Source organism: Petroclostridium xylanilyticum, assembly GCF_002252565.1.
GTDB classification, from domain to species: domain Bacteria; phylum Bacillota; class Clostridia; order SK-Y3; family SK-Y3; genus Petroclostridium; species Petroclostridium xylanilyticum.
In genome coordinates, this window is the sequence record NZ_NPML01000004.1 from 1 (window position 1) to 21,747 (window position 21,747).

The following is a 21,747-nucleotide window of genomic DNA, read 5'->3' on the forward strand; positions in this document are numbered from 1 at the left end:
TTTCAAATCTATACATTCTCAATTTCCAATTTTATAGGGGTAAGATAAATTTTAAATAAAAGTCAATAAAATCAAAGGGTACAGGTCAAAAGTTGATAAAATTTTTGACACTACCGGAGAGCCAATAAAGCCAAAAAAATGATAAAGGAGCTGTTGGAAGATGATAATAGCCCTGAAAGTCAGGCTTGAACCCAACAACAAGCAAAAAACAAAATTGTTTCAGAGTGCAGGAGTTGCAAGATGGGCATATAACTGGACGCTTGCCAAACAAGAAGAAAATTATAAAAGCGGTGGCAAATTCATTAAAGACGGAGACTTGAGAAAAGAATTAACGTTTTTAAAGAAGACTGAAAAATACAAGTGGCTTAATGATTACAGCAACAACATAACCAAACAAGCCATAAAGGATGCCTGTGATGCTTACTATAAGTTTTTTAAAAAGCTTGCCGATAAACCAAAATTTAAAAGCAGGAAGAAAAGCCAGCCAAAATTTTATCAAGATACCGAAAAAATAAAATTCAAAAACGGCAAGGTTAGATTAGAAAAAATTGGTTGGGTAAGACTTTCAGAAAAAGACAGGATACCGGAAAATGCAAAATATACAAACCCAAGGGTAAAGTTTGACGGAATACACTGGTATGTGTCTGTAGGCATTGAGGCGGAGCAAGAGGCTGTTGAGCTTACAGGCGAAAGTATAGGTATTGATTTAGGGATAAAGAATTTGGCTGTATGCTCAAACGGAATGACATTTAAAAACATCAACAAAACCAAAAGAGTTAAAAAATTAGAAAAGAAATTGCGCAGGTTGCAGCACAAGGTATCAAACAAATACCAAAAAAACAAGGAAGGAGGAAGTTGCGTCAAAACAGGCAACATTATAAAACTTGAAAAAAACATTAAAAAGTTGTACAAACGTCTTGATAACATCAGAACTGACAACAGGCATAAAGCAACTGCCGAGATAGTGAAAACCAAGCCATCAAGGATAGTTATGGAAAACCTGAATGTCAGTGGTATGATGAAAAACAAACACCTGTCAAAATCAATATCAGAGCAGGGCTTGTTTGAATTCAAAACAATGCTTCAGTATAAATGCAGGAAGTATGGAATTGAATTTATAGAAGCCGATAAATGGTATCCTTCATCAAAAACCTGTTCAGCATGTGGGCATGTGAAAACCAAACTGTCACTGTCTGAAAGGGAATTTATATGTGAATGTTGCGGTGCTGCAATAGACAGGGATAAGAATGCAAGTATCAATTTATCAAGATATAAAGCATCATAAATCACCAAAACGAATTATGATGCTGTGTACCGTGAGTTACACGGGAATTCAAGCCTCTGGAGTGTCACATCAAACGATAGTAGGTTAGCCGAGGTCGGACACTATGAACGAGGAAGCAAACATAAACTTTTATAATGTTTTTGTAAAGTTTTATAAGTTTTGCGTAACGGAATAAACAAATGTTAAGTAAAAAACAAGTAAAAGAGGCTAGGGAAAGAGCATTAACTTTTTTTGAAAAAGCGAATATTATTCTTACCAAAGAAGAAAAGGATAATATTGAAGTAGCTGATTTTGGCTTAAATGAACTGGAACAAACCGGGCTTGAAGTGGTAACATACGTGAATACCGACAGATGCTGTGCGAAAGAACTGGTATTATTTCCTTTTCAGACATGCCCGGAGCACAGACATCCGCCTGTAGAAGGTGAGCCGGGCAAAGAGGAAACTTTTCGTTGCAGATGGGGTAAGGTCTATTTGTATGTTGAAGGAGAACCTACATCAAACCCTACTGCTAAGCCTCCGAAAGGAAGAGAACATACGTATACAGTTTGGCATGAAATTGTTTTAAACCCAGGGGAGCAATATACACTTAAACCTAATACTTTGCACTGGTTTCAAGCCGGGCAAGAGGGAGCAGTAGTATCTGAATTTTCTACTAAAAGTAGAGATGAGGCTGATATTTTTACTGACCCCGATATAAAGAGAATTCCTGTAATTGAAGAATAAAAATATAAAAAAGAGATGGATGATTAATGTATAATAAATTTTTATTATTATTTGTGTTTTGCTAGAGATATAGATTCTTAATCCCATGTATATTTTCTCTCAATTAGCAGAAAATATTTCTGACAAGTTTCTGAATTTGAGGGGGAATATAACCATGAGAAAGTTTATTATATCTTTACTTGTCTTATCATTAACAAGTGGTGCGTGCTTCTATTACTATAAAGCGTGGACAACCGAGTCGGTATTATCCCGGTACGGTTCCCGCGGTCAGGAAGTGAAAAATATACAGTACCAATTGAGAAAATGGGGATATTATAAAGGAAAGATTGACGGTATTTATGGCTGGAGAACCGCTCTGGCAGTCAGAAGATTTCAGAGAAAAAATGGACTGAGAGTTGATGGCATTGCCGGTCCGCAAACTCTGGCAGCGCTTGGTCTTCCTACAGGTAGGAGCACTGCAAAAGCCAGTACCAGTGCATCAGGAAATGTTTACCTGCTGGCAAGGGTAATCAATGGGGAAGCAAGGGGAGAACCTTACATAGGGCAGGTAGCAGTAGGGGCAGTCATACTTAACAGGGTAGAACATCCTTCTTTTCCAAATACACTTGCAGGTGTCATATATCAGCCGGGGGCATTTACTGCAATAACCGATGGACAGGTTCATGCCCAATTGGAATCTTCATCGGTAAAAGCAGCAAGAGACGCTTTGAATGGTTGGGACCCTTCAGGTGGAGCCATCTATTATTACAACCCTGCAAAGACCACAAATAACTGGATATATAGCAGACCGGTAATAAAGAGAATAGGGAAACATATATTTGCAAAATAGATTTTAATGGGCAGGAAATTAAATTTCCTGCCCATTAAAAATTGCCAAATTGCCAAATTGCCAACGATTACTTGACAGTAACCAAATTTATGATAAAATTAACTTGAGTTGCGCACTAAATTGTAAACATTGGTTAATATTGTTAACTTTATATATGCTTGTGCAGATAATGGGGTTAGTCTCGAAAATACTTTTGCCAAACTTGGGATAGCTGCATAAAAATTTACAAATTACTGCACAAGTCTAGAAATTTAATTTAAAACAATTTTGAAGATAAAATGCTATAACATTATGTAAGGTGATGATGTATAGTGTTCAAAGTTTTAATAGTAGATGATGAGCCATTAGTCCTTGAAGGTCTAAAAACAATGATTGATTGGGGGAAATATGGATTTTCCATATGTGCAGAGGCTTCAGATGGAGAAGATGCTTTAGAAATTATTAAGTTAATGAACCCACATCTAGTAATAACCGATATTCATATGCCCGTTATTGATGGTCTGCGACTCATTAAAGAAGTAAAAGAGATTAGAAACTTAAGAGCCAAGTTTGTAATTTTAAGTGGATATGATGATTTTAAATATGCCAAAACAGCAATGCATTATAATGTTAATCACTATATTCTTAAACCAATTGATGTGGAAGAAATTGAGGAATTGCTGGAAAAACTCAATGGTGAACTTCAGGTAGAGATGAGATCACAAAAAGCAAATGAGCAGACCATTGCATTTATAACTGAAAATGTAATCCATAGAATTATTAATGGAGAGAAAAAAGAAAGTTTATTTAATAAAGCAGCCTTTCTATTAAATATAAAAGATACTACAAAGATTAGGTATATTTTAATGGAAATTGATCATTTTAGTATGTGGATGAATGATTTTGAAGAGTATGAAATAAAGAATAAAAAAGATCAGCTCAGTTATGTAGTTCAAGAAACCTTTCAGATAAATTCTTGTATGGATGTATTATTATATATATATCAACATAATCTTTATCAACTTGGACTGATTATATCAGACAAAGAAAAATGCGATGCAGGCATAATGAATTTACTTATAAAAATCAGAAAAAATGTTTTGGATAAATGTGGTTTCAGTATTTCAATGTTTGTAAGTAATTCAGCAAAAGGAATAGATTCTCTATCAACTTTGTATGAGCAGATATTAGAGATAAAGGATTATCGTTTTTTTTATCGGGTAAAAAATATTTTCTTTTATGAAGATATCAAAAAAACATGTATGAGTTATCAATTTTATGAAGGTGATCTTGAGAATGTTCTTAAAGAGATTGAGAATAACGATACTGAAAAAATAAAAAATGGTATAACTAAGATTTTCAATAAATTTTACCAAAACAAAGTGGCAACTGTTATTATTGAAGCATATATCATAAATTTGAAAGCTGAGATTATTAAAAGGGTTTATGTATTAAACGGTAATGTAGATGAGTTTGCAAAGTGGATATTAGATTATAAAATTGATATTATAAAAGAAAATTTTATGCAGATGAAAGAACTGGTTACTGAATTATGCTTATGCACGGCCAATTATATTTCAGATTTGCAAAAGAAAAATTCGTCAAATCTTATTTATGAGCTGCAAAAATATATTGATAATAATTATTCAAAGCCTTTAAAACTCCAAGATTTAGCAGATCAATTTCATATGAATCCAATATATTTAGGGCAGTTATTTAAGAAAAAAACAAACATGTATTTCAATGAATATCTTCATCATATAAGAATTGAAAAAGCCAAAAAGCTTTTACAGAGAACGGATATGAAAATTTCAGACATTGCAAAGGTTGTTGGTTATAAGGACACAGAATATTTTACTAATAAGTTTAAAGAGGTTACAAAGACTTTACCTTCGGTTTATAAAAAAGCTGAGATGGGTGATCACGGTGAAATTTCAGAAAAAAATATTTGATATTGTTGATGATATTTCGCTCAATAAAAAGTTTTTTTCCATATATATCTTATGTGTTTTAATTCCAATTGTTGTAACCAATATTTTTTTTCTCAATACTGTAGGAACTTATGTAAAAGAACGGGAAAATAAAAATCGCAAAATATCTTTAAATAGGGCTGCAAACGAAATAGAAGATATTTTACAAGCAGGAATAGATATTAGTCAGGCTGTTTCTATGGATAGATCTTTGTATTCATTATTAGATAAGGACTATACAAATGATATTGACTATTATGGTTCTTTTTTTGATTTCTTGAGAGATCGTGTAAATATATATATGATCGTATATAGATTTATACAAAATATTGAAATTTATACATCTAATACAAAAATTATAAGTGGTGGAAATTATTTTTATATTGATGAAGATACAGAAAAAGCAGAGTGGTATAATAAAATTGATAATAGTAATAAAGACATAATAATTTATTCTTATAAATATGTAGATCCTTATAATCCAAAGAGGAACGTGCCATCTATTAGTATTTTAAAAAAGTTAAACCGATATGTGGTTTATTTACAAAATAAAAATATAGTAAAGTTAGACATTAATATAAATAGTATTTATGAAATTATGAATAGAGAAAAAAACTATATGAATCTTATATTGGTTGATAACTTAGGAAGAATTATTTGCTCAACAGATAAAATGTATGAAGACAATATAACTGCATATAAAAAATTTGAAGATATTTTAATTGATGACTATCAGATACTTGTGACTAATTGGTTTGGAAATCAACTGTTGCAAGGTTGGAAGCTAGTGGGTATATTAGATAACAGTGCAGTGAATCAAGAGCTAAATGCTACCAGAAATTATGTACTTATTTTGATGAACATTACTACATTGGTGTCTACTTTTTTAGTTGTGATTTTGCTAAGATCCTATAATAATAGAATTATGAGCCTTACAAAGCATATGAGAAAAGTGAAGGAACAACAATTTGATAATATTATGCCTATTCAAATAAGAGAAGGAAAAGATGAGATTGGTGAATTAATTCGTAGTTTTAACCTTATGGCGGGAAAGATCAGTTCACTTATTTATGATGTGTATAAGCTTGAACTGCAAAAAAAAGATTTGTACCTTGAAAGGATACATGCAGAACTAATATTTTTACAGAGTCAAATGAATCCTCATTTTCTTTTTAATACACTAAATGCAATTCTGGTGGTATGTGTAAAAAATAATTATACAAATGTTATTGAAATCATAAAATATTTATCCAAGATTTTGAGAAGACTTCTAAGTTGGAAAGATGATCTTATTACTATAGGCGAAGAAATATCCTTTACAGAAATGTATCTTAAGATAGAAAAGTTTCGTTTTGGAGACCAATTTAATTATATATTTTCTATAGACCAAAGCGCAACAGGATATAAAATTCCTAAAATGAGTATACAAACGATAGTTGAAAATGCTTGTAAACACGGACTGCAAGCGATAAAAGGAAATAGATTGGTTACAGTAACGGTTAGATTGGAATATGAAGAACTCATTATTGCGGTAAAAGATAATGGAAAGGGAATTGAAAATAATGAATTATATAATATTATGGAACACATAAAGAATGAAGATACTAAAAGTAATATAGGTCTTAGAAACGTTTATCGACGGTTAAAATTAAATTACGGTGAAGAGATTGAATTTAACATAAAGAGTAAATTGGATGAAGGTACAATAGTTTATTTTAAAATTCCTATTAAAGTATTGGAGCAACCACAAAGAGGTGAAAAAGGTGTATAAAGTCTTAGTAGTGGATGATGAATATCAAGCCTTAAAAGGCCTTGAAATTATGATCGATTGGGAAAGTATGGGTTTTGAAATCTGTGGTCTATGCACGAATGGCCAAGAAGCCATCCAAGAAATCCAGCGTTCTTTACCGGATGTTGTAATTACAGATATTAGAATGCCTGTTATAAATGGTTTAGAACTCATTGAGTATGTAAAAAAAAATGTGGATTATGATATAAAGTTCGTAATCATGAGTGCATATAGTGAGTTTGAATATGCAAAAAAGGCAATGGAGCAAGGAGTAAATCACTATATAGTGAAGCCAATTATTGAAGAAGAAGTGGACCAGGTTCTGAAAGAAATATATGAACAGTTTGAAAAACAATCAAAATTTAAATATATTCAAAAAGAATTTGAACGGGAAACCATTGTAAATATAATTTTAAAGTTGATTCAAGGGAATTATATTGATGAAAGTATGAAACAAAAGTTTTGCAGAAATTTTCAAAATAAAGAATGGTATTATATTCTTATTGAAATAGAAAGTAAAGCTAATACTAACAGTATGACCGATGTGATAGAAAGCATAGAACAATATATCGGATCAAGAGAAGATGTATTTTTTTTTAGTATTAACGTAAGCTCTCATGGTGTTATTATAGGGATAGAAAAAAGTACTAATGCTAAGAGTGAAATCTATAGCTTTGCATATGGCATATATCACACCATTAAAAGCCTTTACAATACAGACATCAATATGAGTATTAGTCATGGAGTATCTAGTATACTGCAAATTAAAGATGCTTATACAGCAGCTTTAGAAGCAATGAAATTCAAAGTATTTATGAATAGTTCCGGTCCCATTATTTATGAACACGTAAAAGATAGATCTATTAATTTTGAATTTGAAAAAGTTCAGCTTGTTGAAAAATTATTTGAAGCATTAGCCAATGCCGATGAAAAGAAAGCTAATGAAGTTATCAGAACTGTTAAAGAAGAATTTTACCATAAGCAAATTTCACCAGATATATTGAAAATGCTTATTATAAATGTAGTTTATAAAAGTATACATTTAATTGAGGAGACCGACAGAGATTATTCAAAGCTTTTAAGCATGTGTGATATAAAAAGATTATCACAAAAATATCTAACTATAGAAGAAATGATGAAAATTCTAAAGAATTATTGTATGTATATCGTTCAATATGTATCTGAATTAAGGAATAACAAATCAAAAGGAATTTTATATGAAATAGAACTTTATATAAAAAGTCATTTTTGTGAAAGCCTTACTATTAAGGAAATCGCAGAACACTTCTATATAAATTCTGTCTATCTTGGACAGATATTTGCAAAAACGTATGGGATGGGCATTAATGAGTATCTGCATAAACTGAGGATTGAAGAAGCAAAACATTTGCTGGAACAGACAGATATGAAGCTGAATGAGATAGCTAATAAAGTTGGATATTTGAATTATAGCCGGTTTGTTAAAAAGTTTGAACAATATACCAGAATGAAACCTTTTGAATACAAAATGAAATTTACTAAAGATATAAAAAATATAATATTTACAGGGGATAATACTATAATTTTGTAAATGATATATCGGCTATGGCATTATATAATAAGATTAGTTACGGTTGTAACCAAAATTTAACGAGGAGGAAGAACTATGAGGGTAACTGTAAAAAAACTATTAAGTGCCATAGTATTTCTTGTCATTAGCATCAGCTTAGTCTTATCAGGATGTGGAAGTAAAGGTAAAAACCAATCATCATCCAACGAAAGTACTAACACGAAAAGTGAAAATCAAGCAAAACTGGAGCCTATTACGTTAAGTGTATATGTGAATGCTCCGGGACAACAGCCCACAAAAGATAATAAGATATATAAATTAATTGAAGAAGAACTTGGTGTTAAGTTCCAATTTGAATATCTTGTTGGTGATAGCAAACAAAGGTTTGGCGTTATGATTGCCAGTGGAGATTATCCGGATATTGTCAACGGAGGAACGGAATTAATTAATGCAGGTGCTTTTATTCCTCTAGAAGATCTTATTAAAGAACATGCACCCAATTTATACCAACATTATAAACCTTTCTGGAACAAGATAAAAGATCCGGATAGCGGAAAAATCTATGTTATGCCCGACTATGGAAGATTTTATGGTGATTTTAACAGGACAGCTCATTATGGACCGGCATTCTGGATTCAAAAACAGGTATTGGAAGATGCCGGTTATCCATCGGTTGACAAAATTAATACATTAGATGAATATTTTGAACTTATTGAGAATTATGTAAAGAAAAATCCTACCATTGACGGAAAACCGACAATCGGATTTGAGATTTTATCTTATGACTGGAGAAACTTCTGTTTAACCAACCCTCCACAGCACTTAATCGGTAAACCTAATGAAGGTGGAGTTGTTGTAAATTACGAAACTAACATTGCAGAAATTTTTGCTGATAAAGACTATGCCAAAGCATACTACAAAAAATTAAATGAAATAAATGCAAAAGGTTTGCTAGATCGTGAAACATTTACACAAAACTACGATCAATATTTAGCGAAAATTGCCAGCGGTCGTGTTGTTGGTATGTTTGACCAGGGATGGAATTTCGGTTCTGCAAGAGATTCTTTAATTGAGCAGGGATTAATAAACAGAACTTATGTACCGCTGCCGGTTATGCTGGATGAAAGTTATGCTGGACACGACTGGTATGCTGACCGTCCTGCCATCAATGTAAACAGCGGATTTGGTATTACTGTCAATGCAAAAGATCCGATAAGGATTATTAAAATGTTTGATACATTGATTACAGAAAGATGGCAAAAGATCCTTCAGTGGGGTATTGAAGGCGAAGATTACTTGGTAGATAAAAACGGTAGGTTCTACAGGACGCCGGAACAAAGAACAAATGCAAATGATCAAGTTTGGCAGTTAGCAAATAAAGCGATGGGGATATTTGATAAAGGACCCAAAATGGAAGGTGTATACAGTGATGGAAATGCATGTGGCCCTGGAGATCAACCGGAGGAATATTTTGCAGGTTTAAGTGACTATGATAAGGGATTCCTTAATGCTTATGGTTTCAAAACGCTTACTGAATTTTTAAGAAAACCGCCAGAAAACCCAATAGCTTATCCGGCATGGCAAATCAATATTATTGATGGATCTGAAGCAAAGATAGCATCTACCAAGCTAAATGATTTGTCTATGAAATATCTGCCACGTGCAATTCTTGCGCCAATGGATCAATTTGATGCTATTTGGAATGAATATGTGTCTGAAATTCGCAAACTTAATATAAAAGCTTATGAAGACAGGATTAATGAACAAATCCAGTGGAGAATAAAAAATTGGAGCAATAATTAATAATATTTTGATTAGCAGTTCGGGTGGTGGATAATAAATACCCATCGCCCGGTTTACTTTTATAGAAATGCAATTGTTATAATCAGTATTAATAATGTATGGAGGAATCTTATGCCTGAAGTAGCAGTAGTAAAAAAAAGACAGGAAAGACCGCAAAAAGAAAAGAATATAATTACCCTAAAAACACTGAAAGCCCAAAAACAATTGATGTTTATGTCTTTACCGTTTTTGGCGTATATAATTTTGTTTTCCTATGTGCCAGCCATTGGATGGGTTATGGCTTTTCAAGACTTTAAACCGGCAAAAAGCTTCTTTAATCAACAGTGGGTAGGATTTAAGCACTTTCAATTTCTGTTTTCGGATTCAGGATTTTTAAGAGTTCTTAGAAATACACTAGCCATGAGTTTTATTAACTTAGTTCTTGGATTTGTCACTGCTATTTTGCTTGCTTTATTGCTGAATGAAATTAAAAATGCGTTATTTAAAAGAACAGTCCAGACAATTTCTTATTTACCTCATTTTCTATCATGGGTAATTGTTGCGGGACTTGTTTCCAACGCATTATCGACGGAAGACGGAATTATCAATATATTATTATTAAATTTGGGACTTATTAAGGAACCTATATTGTGGTTGGGTAAAGGTGAATATTTTTGGGGTATTGTAGGAGCAGCAAAGGTATGGAAGGAAGTTGGTTGGAATACAATTATTTACCTTTCTGCAATGTCTTCAATAGATCCAGCGTTGTATGAAGCTGCAGATATTGATGGGGCAAACCGTTATCATAAGATGTGGCACATTACTCTTCCTGGGATAAAACCTACATTTGTGGTACTTCTGATTATGAGTGTGGGTCATATTTTGAATGCAGGTTTTGAAGTTCAGTATTTACTTGGCAATGGTTTAGTTGTTGATTGGTCTGAAACTATAGATATCTTTGTGTTAAAATATGGTATTAGTCAGTTTAATTTTTCTCTTGCGACAGCAGCAGGTATATTTAAGACTGTTGTAAGTGTTATTTTAATTTATACGGCTAATACAATTTCGAAAAAAATAGGTGAAGAACAACTTATATAGAAGGGAGGAGATGTAATGAAAACAACAAAATGGACTAAGATAGAAGATGTGCTTTTTAATACTTTTAACACAATTTTTATGATTATGCTTGTCATTATTACGTTATATCCCTTTGCTAATACAATTGCAGTTTCTTTTAATGAAGGCTATGATACCATTAGAGGAGGAATTTACCTGTGGCCAAGAAAGTTTACACTGCAGAACTATAGGGCAGTCTTTGCAACAGGTACAATTTATCACGCGTTTTATATTTCATTAATGAAAACAGTTTTATGTACAGTTTTAGGTGTTTTTTTTAGTACTATGTTGGCATATACCTTAAGTAGAAAAGAATATGTATTTAGAAAGATGATTACTACGGTATTGGTTATTACTATGTATTTTAGTGCTGGGTTAATACCGGGGTATCTTTTGATTAAATACCTTGGACTGTTAAATAACTTTTGGGTATATGTTATACCTACTTTGATCAGTGCATTTAACGTCATTGTTATTAGAACATATATAGGAACGCTTCCGGAAAGTCTTGTAGAATCTGCAAAAATAGATGGCGCAGGAGACTTTCGAATATTTTTGCAAATCATATTTCCATTGTGCAAGCCGGTGCTTGCAACTGTAGCACTATTTATTGCGGTAGGCGCATGGAATTCATGGTTCGATACGTTCTTATATGCGCCGGCAAAACAGAGTTTAAGCACCATTCAATATGAACTGATGAAACTTCTTGCCTCTACCACAGCTACCAATACAGATCCGGCACTTCGAGCAGGAGCCTTGCAGGGAAGCGAAGAAATCTCAAAGGCAATGGTTACTCCGGCATCAATTAGAGCAGCAATAACAATTGTTGCTGCAACCCCAATTTTGATTGTGTATCCATTCTTACAAAAATATTTTGTTATTGGGCTAAATGTTGGTAGTGTAAAAGAATAGTTTAAATTTTAATCAGAATGGAGGTTGTATATGGGAGATAATGGTTATAATTGCTGGTTGAGATATACAAAGATAGAAAAAACAGAACTCATTGATAACTATAAAAAATATGTTGCAACCATATGGGCAAAAATAGATTCCCAGCTATTATCATCTGCAGTTAATGAGTTAAAGAAAGGCATTTGGGGACTGATGGAAACAGAGCCGGAAGTTGTTTCTGAAAAACCTGCATTTCAGGGAATTGTTTTGGGAACTTTTGATGTTATTGAGGAAATGTATGCACTGGAATTTTTACAGGAAGAAAAAAACGCTGTTAAAGAGGAAGGTTTTTTGATTAAGCTCATTATGAGTGATACAAGACACAATATTATTATTGCCGGAAAAACAGACAAAGGGGTACTATATGGCGTTTTCTATTTCTTAAGATCTTTAATGACACAAAAAGAGGTAGAACAGATTGAAACAATAGAAAATCCCGGGAATGCTTTGCGATTTGTAAACCAATGGGATAATATGGATGGCAGTATTGAAAGAGGATATGCAGGACAATCTATCTTTTATAGAAATAATGAGATAGGATATGATTTGGAAAGGGTCAAAGATTATGCCAGGCTTTTAGCATCTGTAGGGATTAACAGTATTGTAATTAACAATGTAAATGTCAGAGAAGCAGCCCTTAGATTAATTATGAAGGAATTTTTACCTTCTGTAGAAAAAATCGCGGATGTATTTAGAGCATATGGAATCAAAATTTATCTAAGTATTAACTTTACCAGCCCTATCCATCTAGGAAATCTTCCTACAGCAGATCCAGTTGATGCAGATGTAAAGCAGTGGTGGAAAGAAAAAGCAGCAGAAATATATGAGTATATTCCGGACTTTGGAGGATTTTTGGTAAAAGCCGATTCCGAATTTAATCCAGGTCCTTATGTCTATGGGAGAACTCATGCCGATGGTGCTAATATGTTAGCAGAGGCTCTAGCACCATTTAATGGGATTGTTATTTGGAGATGTTTTGTGTATAACTGTTTACAAGACTGGCGGGATCGAAAAACAGATCGGGCAAAAGCAGCTTATGATAACTTTGTTCCATTAGACGGGGCGTTTCATGACAATGTAATTCTTCAGATTAAAAACGGTCCTATGGATTTTCAAGTTAAGGAACCGGTATCTCCACTTTTGGGAGGTATGAGCAAGACTAATCAAGTGCTGGAACTGCAGATTACCCAAGAATATACGGGTCAGCAAAAGCATTTGTGTTATCTTGTCCCCATGTGGAAGGAAATTATGGATTTTGATACCTATGCCAAAGGGCCGGGATCCACGGTGAAAAAAATAGTCAGTGGCTCTCTTTTTGAAAGGAAATATGGAGGGGTTGCAGGAGTATCCAATATAGGAGATGATATAAACTGGACAGGTCATACCCTGGCGCAGTCTAATTTATATGGATATGGCAGACTCATATGGAATCCTGACCTAACCGCAGAACAAATAGCAGAAGAGTGGGTGAGGCTTACATTTGGGAATGAGCAGATAGTGGTGGATACCATTTGTGAAATGTTAATGAATTCTTTGCAGATTTACAGAAATTACAACGCACCTCTGGGAATTGGTTGGATGGTAAATCCCGGGCATCATTATGGTCCTAATGTAGATGGGTATGAGTATTCTAAATGGGGTACCTATCACAGAGCAGACTGTTTTGGTATTGGTGTAGATCGCACCCAAAAAAGCGGAACAGGTTATACAGGACAATATCATAAAGAGAATGCAGAAATGTATGAATCACTGGATACCTGCCCGGATGAACTTCTTTTATTTTTCCACCATGTTCCATATACCTATATACTTAAGTCGGGAGAAACAGTTATACAGCATATATACAATACACATTTTGATGGTGCTGAACAGGCAGCTGAATTAAAAGATAAGTGGATGACTCTTAAACATTATATTGATGAGGAGAGGTTTCTTCAAGTATTAGAGAGGTTGAAGATACAGGTTGAACATGCAAAAGAGTGGAGAGATGTAATTAATACTTATTTCTATCGAAAATCTGGAATTAAAGATAAATTAGGTAGAATTATATATTAAAATACAATTAAAAACCATAATACCAATTCAATAACTTGTCTATACAAATTTAGTAGTAATAATGGTAATAGGAGGAACTATAATGCAAAAAATAGTAATTCCGCAGAAATCTGACGGAAAAATTTTCAAAAAAAATTGGAAATTCTGTGTTGGTACAGGGAGGTTAGGACTGGCACTTCAAAAGGAATATCTGGATGCTTTATCTTTTGTACAAGATACAATTGGGTTTAAATATATTAGAGGCCATGGCTTATTGAGTGATGATGTAGGTATTTATAGAGAAGATGAAGTAGGGGATGAAGTTAGGCCATTTTATAATTTTACCTATGTCGATCGGATTTTTGATTCTTTTTTGGAAAGAGGTATTCGGCCTTTTGTAGAATTGGGATTTATGCCGGCAAAACTTGCATCGGGAAATGATACAGTTTTTTATTGGAAGGGAAACATTACACCACCTAAGGATTATAATAAATGGAAAAAGTTAATAAAAGCTGTTGTACGGCATTTTATCTCACGTTATGGAGAACAAGAAGTACTTCAATGGCCCTTTGAGGTATGGAACGAACCAAATCTAACTCAATTTTGGAAAGATGCTAATAAAGAAGAGTATTTTAAACTTTATCAAGTTACGGCAACGGCTGTGAAAGAAGTGAATAAGAATATAAAAGTGGGGGGACCGGCAATCAGTGGAGGAGCAGATCACTGGATAGAAGATTTTTTGATTTTTTGTTACAAGGAGAAAGTACCTGTTGATTTTGTATCACGGCATGCGTATACATCTCAACAACCAAATACAAGGACATCTCATGTGGTTTATCAGGAATTATGGGATAATACATATATGCTAGATGAATTTAAAAAGGTTCGTCAAATGATTCGTCAGTCACCGTTTCCTGACTTGCCTTTACATATTACTGAGTATAATACTTCATATCATCCACTTAATCCGGTGCATGATACGCCTTTAAATGCTGCTTATTTAGCCAGGATCGTCAGCGAGGGCGGAGACTATGTAGATTCGTTTTCTTATTGGACATTTAGCGATGTTTTTGAAGAACATGACGTACCCAAATCACAATTTCATGGAGGGTTTGGCCTTGTGGCACTTAATAACATTGCAAAACCCACATTTCATATGTTTTCTTTCTTTGCGTCAATGGGCGATGAGCAATTATACCGGGACGAACATTTATTAGTGACCAGAAAAAAAGACGGATCCATTGCTTTAGTAGCTTGGAATGAAATAATGAAAAAAGAAAGTGATATTGTCAGAGAGTATGAAATAGAGATACCTGTATCATTTGAAGATATTTTTGTAAAAAAACAAACAATAAACGAAGAATATGGCAATCCGTGGAGAACTTGGATTCAAATGGGCAGACCAAGATTTCCTACAAAAGAACAAGTGAAAGTGCTGCGCCAGGTAGCAAAACCATTTATAACCACTAATCGAATGAAAAGTGAAAAAGGTGTTTTAAAATTAAACTTTAAATTATCAAAAAATGAAGTTACTTTATATGAAATTAATAGGATTAATGATGAATCTCATAGCTACATAGGATTAGATGACCATAAAATAACCAGTTACTAGATTTCTCAACATAAGTAAAAGAGTAGCTAAAATTTATATTTTATAGGACATTAACCCAATATAGTGAAAAGGAAGTGTTTGTATATGAAAAAAGAAGGGGCTTTTTACACTGGAGAGTATCGAAATGTTTTTAAAGAATATGGTTACCAAGAGCATGAGATTTTCCGAAAAGTAGAGAATACATGGAATGACTTGTTTTATGGAGATGAAAATACAAAAATTTATTACCCTGTAGGTTCAGAGGAAGCGTATATTTTGGATACTGGAAATCTGGATGTAAGAACGGAAGGTATGTCTTATGGCATGATGATGTGTGTACAAATGGATAAAAAAGAAGAATTTGATCGTATTTGGACATGGACTAAAAAATATATGTGGCACAGTGACGGAAAGTATTCAGGTTACTTTGCATGGTCTGCAAATCCTGATGGTTCGAGGCGAGCTCAGGGGCCGGCTCCAGATGGGGAAGAGTATTTTGCAATGGCTTTGTTCTTTGCATCACATCGTTGGGGAGATGGACCGGAGCCATATAACTATAGCCGGCAGGCCAAAGAAATTCTTAAGGTTTGCATACATAAAGGTGAAGACGGTATCGGCGACCCTATGTGTAATCATGATAATAAGCTAATTAAATTCACACCCGAAAGTACATTTACTGATCCATCCTATCATCTTCCTCATTTTTACGAATTATTTGCGTTATGGGGAGAGCCTGAAGACAAACAATTCTGGTTAGAAGCTGCAGCAGCCAGTAGAGAATATCTAAAAAAAGCTTGTCATCCTATTACCGGATTGGCTCCTGAATATGCAAATTATGACGGCAGCCCTTATGTTTGCAATGGGCATGAACATTTTTATAGCGATTCATACAGGGTAGCAGGTAATATTGCTTTAGATTATGAATGGTTCAGAGGAGATGAATGGGAAAGGGAAGAAGCAAATAAGATTCAGAAATTCTTTGTAGACAAGAATCCTTCTGACTATAGTATGTATACTATTGATGGTATTGAATTAGAACAAAAGGCTCTTCATCCTATAGGACTTTTGGCTATGAATGCAATGGCCTCTCTTGCAGCAACAGATCCAAATGTAAAAACATATATTGATATGTTTTGGAATATGCCTCTTCGTACTGGAATTAGGCGTTATTATGATAACTGCTTATATTTCTTTAGTTTACTGGCGTTAAGCGGGAAATATAGAATATGGTTTCCGATACATGGGTAAAGATATCATGTAATTCCAAAAATAATTTTATGTAGATTTATATATGTATATCTCCTCTCAATTAGCAGAAAATATTTTTGAAAAGTTCTAATTGGTAGTGTAAAAAGTTCTATGAAAAACAGTTGAATTTTAAAAATCAGACTATAGTTAGTGGCATTTATATCAGCCAGGGGCGTTTACTGCAATAACCGATGGACAGGTTCATGCCCAATTGGAATCTTCATCGGTAAAAGCAGCAAGAGATGCTTTGAATGGTTGGGACCCTTCAGGTGGAGCCATCTATTATTACAACCCTGCAAAGACCACAAATAACTGGATATATAGCAGGCCGATAATAAAGAGAATAGGGAAACATATATTTGCAAAATAGATTTTAATGGGCAGGAAATTTAATTTCCTGCCCATTAAAAATATTTGACATATTTGCAAAAATCATTTATAATACCATTTGTAAATGAAATATGCACCATTAGCTCAGTTGGTAGAGCACCTGACTCTTAATCAGGGTGTCCTGGGTTCGAGTCCCCGATGGTGCACCATAAAAAATGCCTTCAAAATAGATATTTTGAAGGCATTTTTTATGGTATTCCCAATTAAATTAAAAAAGGGAATAAAATCTAGAGACCACAGGTGTAAACTGAAGCTCTAGTCACTGCAAGTTTAGAAGTTCCTTAATTCTTGCTCTGTTATTTCTCTTATGATAACAATTGGTGCAGATAATATCATTATACCAATCGTCAATTACAATTTCAGAGTGCTGGCATAACTTGCAGACTCTTATTTTGTTCTTGCTTTTATATAAGTTCAATGCATCTTGCAAAATGTCAAAATGTTTTTCGGCTAGTGTTCCATGTAGTGCATCAAATGAAAATAGTGATTTACATACAAGTGTATCCATCTCATTAAGGATGGAGGTATTGTATTTGCTCTTCACATTGTCTATAATCTGCATATGGACTCCTTTTACCTTGCATTTGGACAACCACAGCATCCTCCTGAACAAGGTGGCATTTCTTTAGTACGATTCTTAACTATATTAATGTTGGTAAATACGGAGCTTAAATCGTTGCTGCCACACGTAGGACATTTGATGAGCTTTTCTTCTTTTTCTCTCATTTTTGCCATTACGTTAAAAACAGCTCCACATTTTTCACATTTTAAATCATAAAACGGCACTTTTCTCCCCCCTTACTATATAGCATTATATATTATAGCATAATTATATAAGATCTTTACTATATTATAAGGATTAATTTTATTTTAGGTGCCTTTTTATGAAATATTATGTCTAAGTATATTTTTAGCTTAAATGAGAAAGTTATTCTTAATAATCATTGACAGAAGTTATGAAATCATATACAATTTTTTGCATTAAATTTATTCATAACTAAAATGCTAACTTATTTAAAACAGGTGATAAAATGGATTATTTGCCAAAAGAATTTTTGAACAAAATGAAAAAATTGCTGCGGGAAGAATTTGATGAATTTGTAAAGGCATACGATAAGGATAAATACTCAGCCTTGAGAGTCAATACACTAAAGATTAGTGTTGAAGATTTTAAAAAAATTTTTCCATTTACATTAGAAAAAATACCATGGATTGACGAAGGATATTATTATAGTCAGGAGGAATCGCCGGGAAAGCATCCATATCACTCTGCAGGATTGTATTATATCCAGGAACCATCTGCCATGTCAGTAGCAAAAGTTGTTGATGCTCAACCTGGGGAAATAATTTTGGATTTATGCGCGGCACCCGGAGGAAAGTCAACGCAAATTGCCTGTGATCTAAAAGGAAAGGGATTGCTTGTTTCGAATGAAATAATTTCTTCAAGGGCTGCTATCCTTGCAGAAAATATGGAGAGATTCGGTGTTAGAAATGCGGTAATAACTAACGAATCACCGGATAGATTGTCCAAATACTTTTATGAGTTTTTTGATAAAATCCTGGTGGACGCTCCCTGTTCAGGAGAAGGGATGTTTAGAAAAGAGCCCAGGGCGTGCATTGAATGGAGTTCAAATTCGGTGATATCCTGTGCCAAAAGACAGTTGAGTATATTGATAGAAGCAGAAAAAATGTTAAAACCAGGCGGGAAACTCATTTATTCTACGTGTACGTTTTCACCGGAAGAGAACGAAGGGGTGATTGAGCAATTCTTACAACTCTATAATAACTTTGAAATATGTAGTATACCAAAGATGGATTACCTGGATGATGGACGTCCTGAATGGGTAAACGGAAGGGAAGAATTAAAAAAATGCCGTAGAATATGGCCCCACAGGCAAAAAGGAGAAGGTCATTTTATAGCTTTATTGGAGAAGCAAGGAACTGCACTAAACAATAAATTAATAAGTCAACGTAAGTGGGATGATAAAAAAATACAGCTATATTTTGAATTTGAAAAGGAAAATCTTAAATTTCACTTTGAAGGAAATTTCACTTTATTTGGAGATAATTTGTATGTAATTCCTGGAGGGATTTTTGATTTAAAAGGTGTAAAAATCGTACGGCCTGGTCTACACCTTGGTACCATCAAAAAGAATAGGTTTGAGCCATCCCATTCCCTTGCAATGACTCTTAATAAAGACGTTTTTATAAGAAAAATTAATTACAGCGCAGATAGCCAGGAAATTATTAATTATCTAAAAGGTGAAACTTTAAATGTATTATCACCAAATGGCTGGACAGCAGTTTTAGTAGACGGCTTTCCTCTAGGTTGGGGAAAAGTTGCAGATGAAGTATTAAAAAATCATTATCCCAAGGGATTAAGAATAAATCTTGGTAGTTAGTTTTATTGTTTGAATTATATTTTTATATAGATTATTAACCATAAACCTCGGACTTTTTCATGCTGATCTTAAATTATAACCTGTTATGTAGTGGCATTGTCAAAATTACCATAAGATGCATATTATATATCAGGTTATTTATTTTCCTTAAAAATATGACCAAGCGTTCAATTATTAATACTGGTAAGGTTAGTGTGAAAATGGAGGGATCTTTGTGAGGTTTAAAATAAGTGATTTTAAAGTTTTAGACGTAAGGCGTTCTCAAAAACGGGAAGTAATTGACTATGGCGTAGAAATGGTAGGTGCTCCCTTGGAATGGAGTGAGACAACAGGAAAAGGTATCAAAGTAGGTGTTATAGATACTGGAATTGATGTTAATCACGAAGACTTACGGGGAAGAATAAAAGAGTATGTTAACTTTACATCCTCGGATAGGCAAAATGTATTAGATGATAATGGACATGGCACACATGTTGCAGGCATTATCGCTGCTGAACGAAACAATGTAGGGGTAATAGGAGTTGCACCCGAAGCAGATTTATATATTGCAAAAGCATTTGATAAAGATGGTTCAGCAGATTTTGAGGCAATCCGTAACAGTCTTGTGTGGATGGCAGAACGTAACGTAGATGTAATCAACATGTCATTTTCATCCCAAACCACTTCAAGGGAATATCAAAAAATTATTTCTGATTTGTATGCAAGTGGAATTACTTTAGTATGTGCAGCAGGAAATGAAGGTGCCAGTGAAGGAGATAACGGGGATACTATTGGTTACCCGGCACGATTTGATGAAACCATTGCGGTTACAGCAGTGGATATAAACAAAAAAAGGGCAGATTTTAGTTCCGTAGGAGCAGAGGCCGAGATCGCCGCAGCGGGAAAGGACATTTATTCTTGCTATCTGGATAACGGTTATGCTACTCTAAGTGGTACTTCTATGGCTACACCTGTTATTACCGGTGCAGTAGCATTGTTACAGGCAAAAGGACTTAGAAGGTATAAGAGAAGGCTTACCCCTGAAGAGATAAGATTAGTGCTTCACATTTATTCTGAAGATTTGGGAGAAGCAGGAAGAGACACTGAGTATGGATTTGGTTTGTTTTCTTTTGGAAGGTTTAACAGGACTGATTATGTTTATGATAATGCCGCATTAAGAACCAGAGGATCTTTAAGAACTGATATGATTTTAAACGCAATCATTGCTGGAATTCTACTGTTATGATTTTGATTTAAAAATTACTAAAAAGGTACTGGATTTTGTCATTCAGCACTTTTTAGTTGCAGATTCCTCCTTGTATATGTTAAAATAGATGCGGAGTTTAGAAGGAGGATGATCGAGATGTCAGGGCATTCGAAATGGGCCAATATAAGGCATAAAAAAGAAAAAACTGATGCTCAAAAAGGAAAGATATTTACAAAAATAGGTAGAGAAATTGCTGTAGCCGTAAGGGAAGGCGGCCCAGATCCTAATGTCAACTCAAAGCTTAAAGATGTAATAGCCAAGGCTAAGGCAAATAACATGCCTAATGATACAATTGCAAGAAGTATAAAAAAAGCCTCGGGTGAACTAGGTGGGGCAAACTATGAAGAAATCGTTTATGAAGGTTATGGCCCATCGGGGGTAGCTGTTATTGTTGAGGCCATGACAGATAATAAAAATAGGACTGCTGGAGATATGAGACACTATTTTGATAAATTTGGTGGAAACCTTGGAGCGAATGGGTGCGTATCATGGATGTTTGATAAAAAGGGTGTCATTGCTATTGAAAAGTCTGGTGATATTGATGAGGATGAATTAATGATGGAGGCCTTAGAGGCCGGTGCAGAAGATTTTTCATCAGAAGATGAATATTTTGAAATATTAACTTCACCCGAAGCTTTTCCACAAGTGCGAGATACTCTTGAATCCAAAGGATTTACCTTTGCATCTGCAGAAGTAACAATGCTTCCTCAGAATACGGTGAAATTAGAAGGTGACGATGCAGTTAAAATGCAAAGACTTATCGATGCTTTGGAGGATAATGATGACGTGCAAAACGTGTACCACAACTGGGATATGCCTGAGGAAACTGATGACTGATGATATTATAAAGACACTTTTTAA

At 34.0% G+C, this 21,747-nt stretch carries 17 protein-coding genes, 1 tRNA gene and 1 pseudogene; 17 read left to right on the forward strand and 2 right to left on the reverse strand.

Annotated features, from left to right (window positions below; translation table 11 throughout):
- The first annotated feature begins 160 nt into the window (after positions 1 to 160).
- The 14 genes and pseudogenes from CIB29_RS01960 (at position 161) to CIB29_RS02025 (ending at position 17,387) form a co-directional block, all read left to right on the forward strand.
- The gene (locus tag CIB29_RS01960; RefSeq protein WP_094546271.1) at positions 161 to 1,285 is read left to right on the forward strand and encodes an RNA-guided endonuclease InsQ/TnpB family protein; all 1,125 of its coding nucleotides are present in this window, start codon (positions 161 to 163) and stop codon (positions 1,283 to 1,285) included.
- Positions 1,286 to 1,464: 179 nt separating this feature from the next.
- Positions 1,465 to 2,010, forward strand: coding sequence for a D-lyxose/D-mannose family sugar isomerase (locus CIB29_RS01965; protein ID WP_094546273.1), 546 nt, complete (start codon positions 1,465 to 1,467; stop codon positions 2,008 to 2,010).
- 136 nt (positions 2,011 to 2,146) lie between these two features.
- Positions 2,147 to 2,839 (forward strand): spore cortex-lytic enzyme, encoded by a 693-nt coding sequence (gene sleB / locus CIB29_RS01970; RefSeq protein ID WP_479724515.1) that lies wholly within the window; start codon positions 2,147 to 2,149, stop codon positions 2,837 to 2,839.
- Positions 2,840 to 3,150: 311 nt separating this feature from the next.
- Entirely contained in the window at positions 3,151 to 4,770 is a 1,620-nt protein-coding gene (locus tag CIB29_RS01975; RefSeq protein WP_094546277.1) for a response regulator transcription factor, read from the forward strand.
- The gene (locus CIB29_RS01980) at positions 4,745 to 6,559 is read left to right on the forward strand and encodes a sensor histidine kinase (protein WP_094546279.1); all 1,815 of its coding nucleotides are present in this window, start codon (positions 4,745 to 4,747) and stop codon (positions 6,557 to 6,559) included. Before CIB29_RS01975 ends, CIB29_RS01980 begins: the two co-directional genes overlap by 26 nt.
- Positions 6,552 to 8,147 carry a response regulator transcription factor gene (locus CIB29_RS01985; RefSeq protein ID WP_157910182.1) on the forward strand — a complete coding sequence of 532 codons (1,596 nt, stop codon included), beginning with the start codon at positions 6,552 to 6,554 and terminating at the stop codon, positions 8,145 to 8,147. Before CIB29_RS01980 ends, CIB29_RS01985 begins: the two co-directional genes overlap by 8 nt.
- A 75-nt stretch (positions 8,148 to 8,222) precedes the next feature.
- Positions 8,223 to 9,929, forward strand: coding sequence for a type 2 periplasmic-binding domain-containing protein (locus tag CIB29_RS01990; RefSeq protein ID WP_094546283.1), 1,707 nt, complete (start codon positions 8,223 to 8,225; stop codon positions 9,927 to 9,929).
- A gap of 111 nt (positions 9,930 to 10,040) precedes the next feature.
- Entirely contained in the window at positions 10,041 to 11,006 is a 966-nt protein-coding gene (locus CIB29_RS01995; protein WP_094546285.1) for an ABC transporter permease, read from the forward strand.
- A 15-nt stretch (positions 11,007 to 11,021) separates the two neighbouring features.
- Positions 11,022 to 11,936 carry a carbohydrate ABC transporter permease gene (locus tag CIB29_RS02000; RefSeq protein WP_094546287.1) on the forward strand — a complete coding sequence of 305 codons (915 nt, stop codon included), beginning with the start codon at positions 11,022 to 11,024 and terminating at the stop codon, positions 11,934 to 11,936.
- Between the two features lie 30 nt (positions 11,937 to 11,966).
- Positions 11,967 to 14,030: an alpha-glucuronidase family glycosyl hydrolase gene (locus tag CIB29_RS02005; RefSeq protein ID WP_094546289.1), complete on the forward strand. Its 2,064-nt coding sequence runs from the start codon at positions 11,967 to 11,969 to the stop codon at positions 14,028 to 14,030.
- Between the two features lie 82 nt (positions 14,031 to 14,112).
- Complete coding sequence (locus CIB29_RS02010; RefSeq protein WP_094546291.1) at positions 14,113 to 15,621, forward strand: GH39 family glycosyl hydrolase; 1,509 nt, start codon at positions 14,113 to 14,115, stop codon at positions 15,619 to 15,621.
- An 84-nt stretch (positions 15,622 to 15,705) separates the two neighbouring features.
- Positions 15,706 to 16,848 (forward strand): family 8 glycosyl hydrolase, encoded by a 1,143-nt coding sequence (locus CIB29_RS02015; RefSeq protein ID WP_094546293.1) that lies wholly within the window; start codon positions 15,706 to 15,708, stop codon positions 16,846 to 16,848.
- A gap of 157 nt (positions 16,849 to 17,005) precedes the next feature.
- Positions 17,006 to 17,218: pseudogene (locus tag CIB29_RS02020) on the forward strand (cell wall hydrolase); the annotation flags it as partial.
- A gap of 93 nt (positions 17,219 to 17,311) precedes the next feature.
- Positions 17,312 to 17,387: transfer RNA gene (locus tag CIB29_RS02025), tRNA-Lys, on the forward strand.
- 110 nt (positions 17,388 to 17,497) lie between these two features.
- On the opposite strand, the gene CIB29_RS02030 is transcribed toward CIB29_RS02025, so the two are convergent.
- Positions 17,498 to 17,830 (reverse strand): hypothetical protein, encoded by a 333-nt coding sequence (locus CIB29_RS02030; protein ID WP_094546297.1) that lies wholly within the window; start codon positions 17,828 to 17,830, stop codon positions 17,498 to 17,500.
- Positions 17,812 to 18,024 carry an FmdB family zinc ribbon protein gene (locus CIB29_RS02035; RefSeq protein ID WP_094546299.1) on the reverse strand — a complete coding sequence of 71 codons (213 nt, stop codon included), beginning with the start codon at positions 18,022 to 18,024 and terminating at the stop codon, positions 17,812 to 17,814. The genes CIB29_RS02030 and CIB29_RS02035 overlap by 19 nt, the downstream gene beginning before the upstream one ends.
- A gap of 245 nt (positions 18,025 to 18,269) precedes the next feature.
- Between CIB29_RS02035 and CIB29_RS02040 the strand changes: the two genes are divergently transcribed.
- The 3 genes from CIB29_RS02040 (at position 18,270) to CIB29_RS02050 (ending at position 21,723) form a co-directional block, all read left to right on the forward strand.
- A complete protein-coding gene (locus tag CIB29_RS02040) occupies positions 18,270 to 19,640 on the forward strand; it encodes an RsmF rRNA methyltransferase first C-terminal domain-containing protein (protein ID WP_094546301.1) in 1,371 nt (456 codons plus the stop codon).
- 214 nt (positions 19,641 to 19,854) lie between these two features.
- Positions 19,855 to 20,865, forward strand: coding sequence for a S8 family peptidase (locus tag CIB29_RS02045; RefSeq protein ID WP_094546303.1), 1,011 nt, complete (start codon positions 19,855 to 19,857; stop codon positions 20,863 to 20,865).
- 117 nt (positions 20,866 to 20,982) lie between these two features.
- Positions 20,983 to 21,723 (forward strand): YebC/PmpR family DNA-binding transcriptional regulator, encoded by a 741-nt coding sequence (locus CIB29_RS02050; protein ID WP_094546305.1) that lies wholly within the window; start codon positions 20,983 to 20,985, stop codon positions 21,721 to 21,723.
- The last annotated feature ends 24 nt before the right edge of the window (positions 21,724 to 21,747 follow it).

Coding starts and splice junctions, on each gene's coding strand:
- CIB29_RS01960 (WP_094546271.1), top strand. CDS start 161: ATGATAATAGCCCTGAAAGTCAGGCTTGAACCCAACAACAAGCAAAAA.
- CIB29_RS01965 (WP_094546273.1), top strand. CDS start 1,465: ATGTTAAGTAAAAAACAAGTAAAAGAGGCTAGGGAAAGAGCATTAACT.
- CIB29_RS01990 (WP_094546283.1), top strand. CDS start 8,223: ATGAGGGTAACTGTAAAAAAACTATTAAGTGCCATAGTATTTCTTGTC.
- CIB29_RS01995 (WP_094546285.1), top strand. CDS start 10,041: ATGCCTGAAGTAGCAGTAGTAAAAAAAAGACAGGAAAGACCGCAAAAA.
- CIB29_RS02000 (WP_094546287.1), top strand. CDS start 11,022: ATGAAAACAACAAAATGGACTAAGATAGAAGATGTGCTTTTTAATACT.
- CIB29_RS02005 (WP_094546289.1), top strand. CDS start 11,967: ATGGGAGATAATGGTTATAATTGCTGGTTGAGATATACAAAGATAGAA.
- CIB29_RS02010 (WP_094546291.1), top strand. CDS start 14,113: ATGCAAAAAATAGTAATTCCGCAGAAATCTGACGGAAAAATTTTCAAA.
- CIB29_RS02015 (WP_094546293.1), top strand. CDS start 15,706: ATGAAAAAAGAAGGGGCTTTTTACACTGGAGAGTATCGAAATGTTTTT.
- CIB29_RS02040 (WP_094546301.1), top strand. CDS start 18,270: ATGGATTATTTGCCAAAAGAATTTTTGAACAAAATGAAAAAATTGCTG.
- CIB29_RS02050 (WP_094546305.1), top strand. CDS start 20,983: ATGTCAGGGCATTCGAAATGGGCCAATATAAGGCATAAAAAAGAAAAA.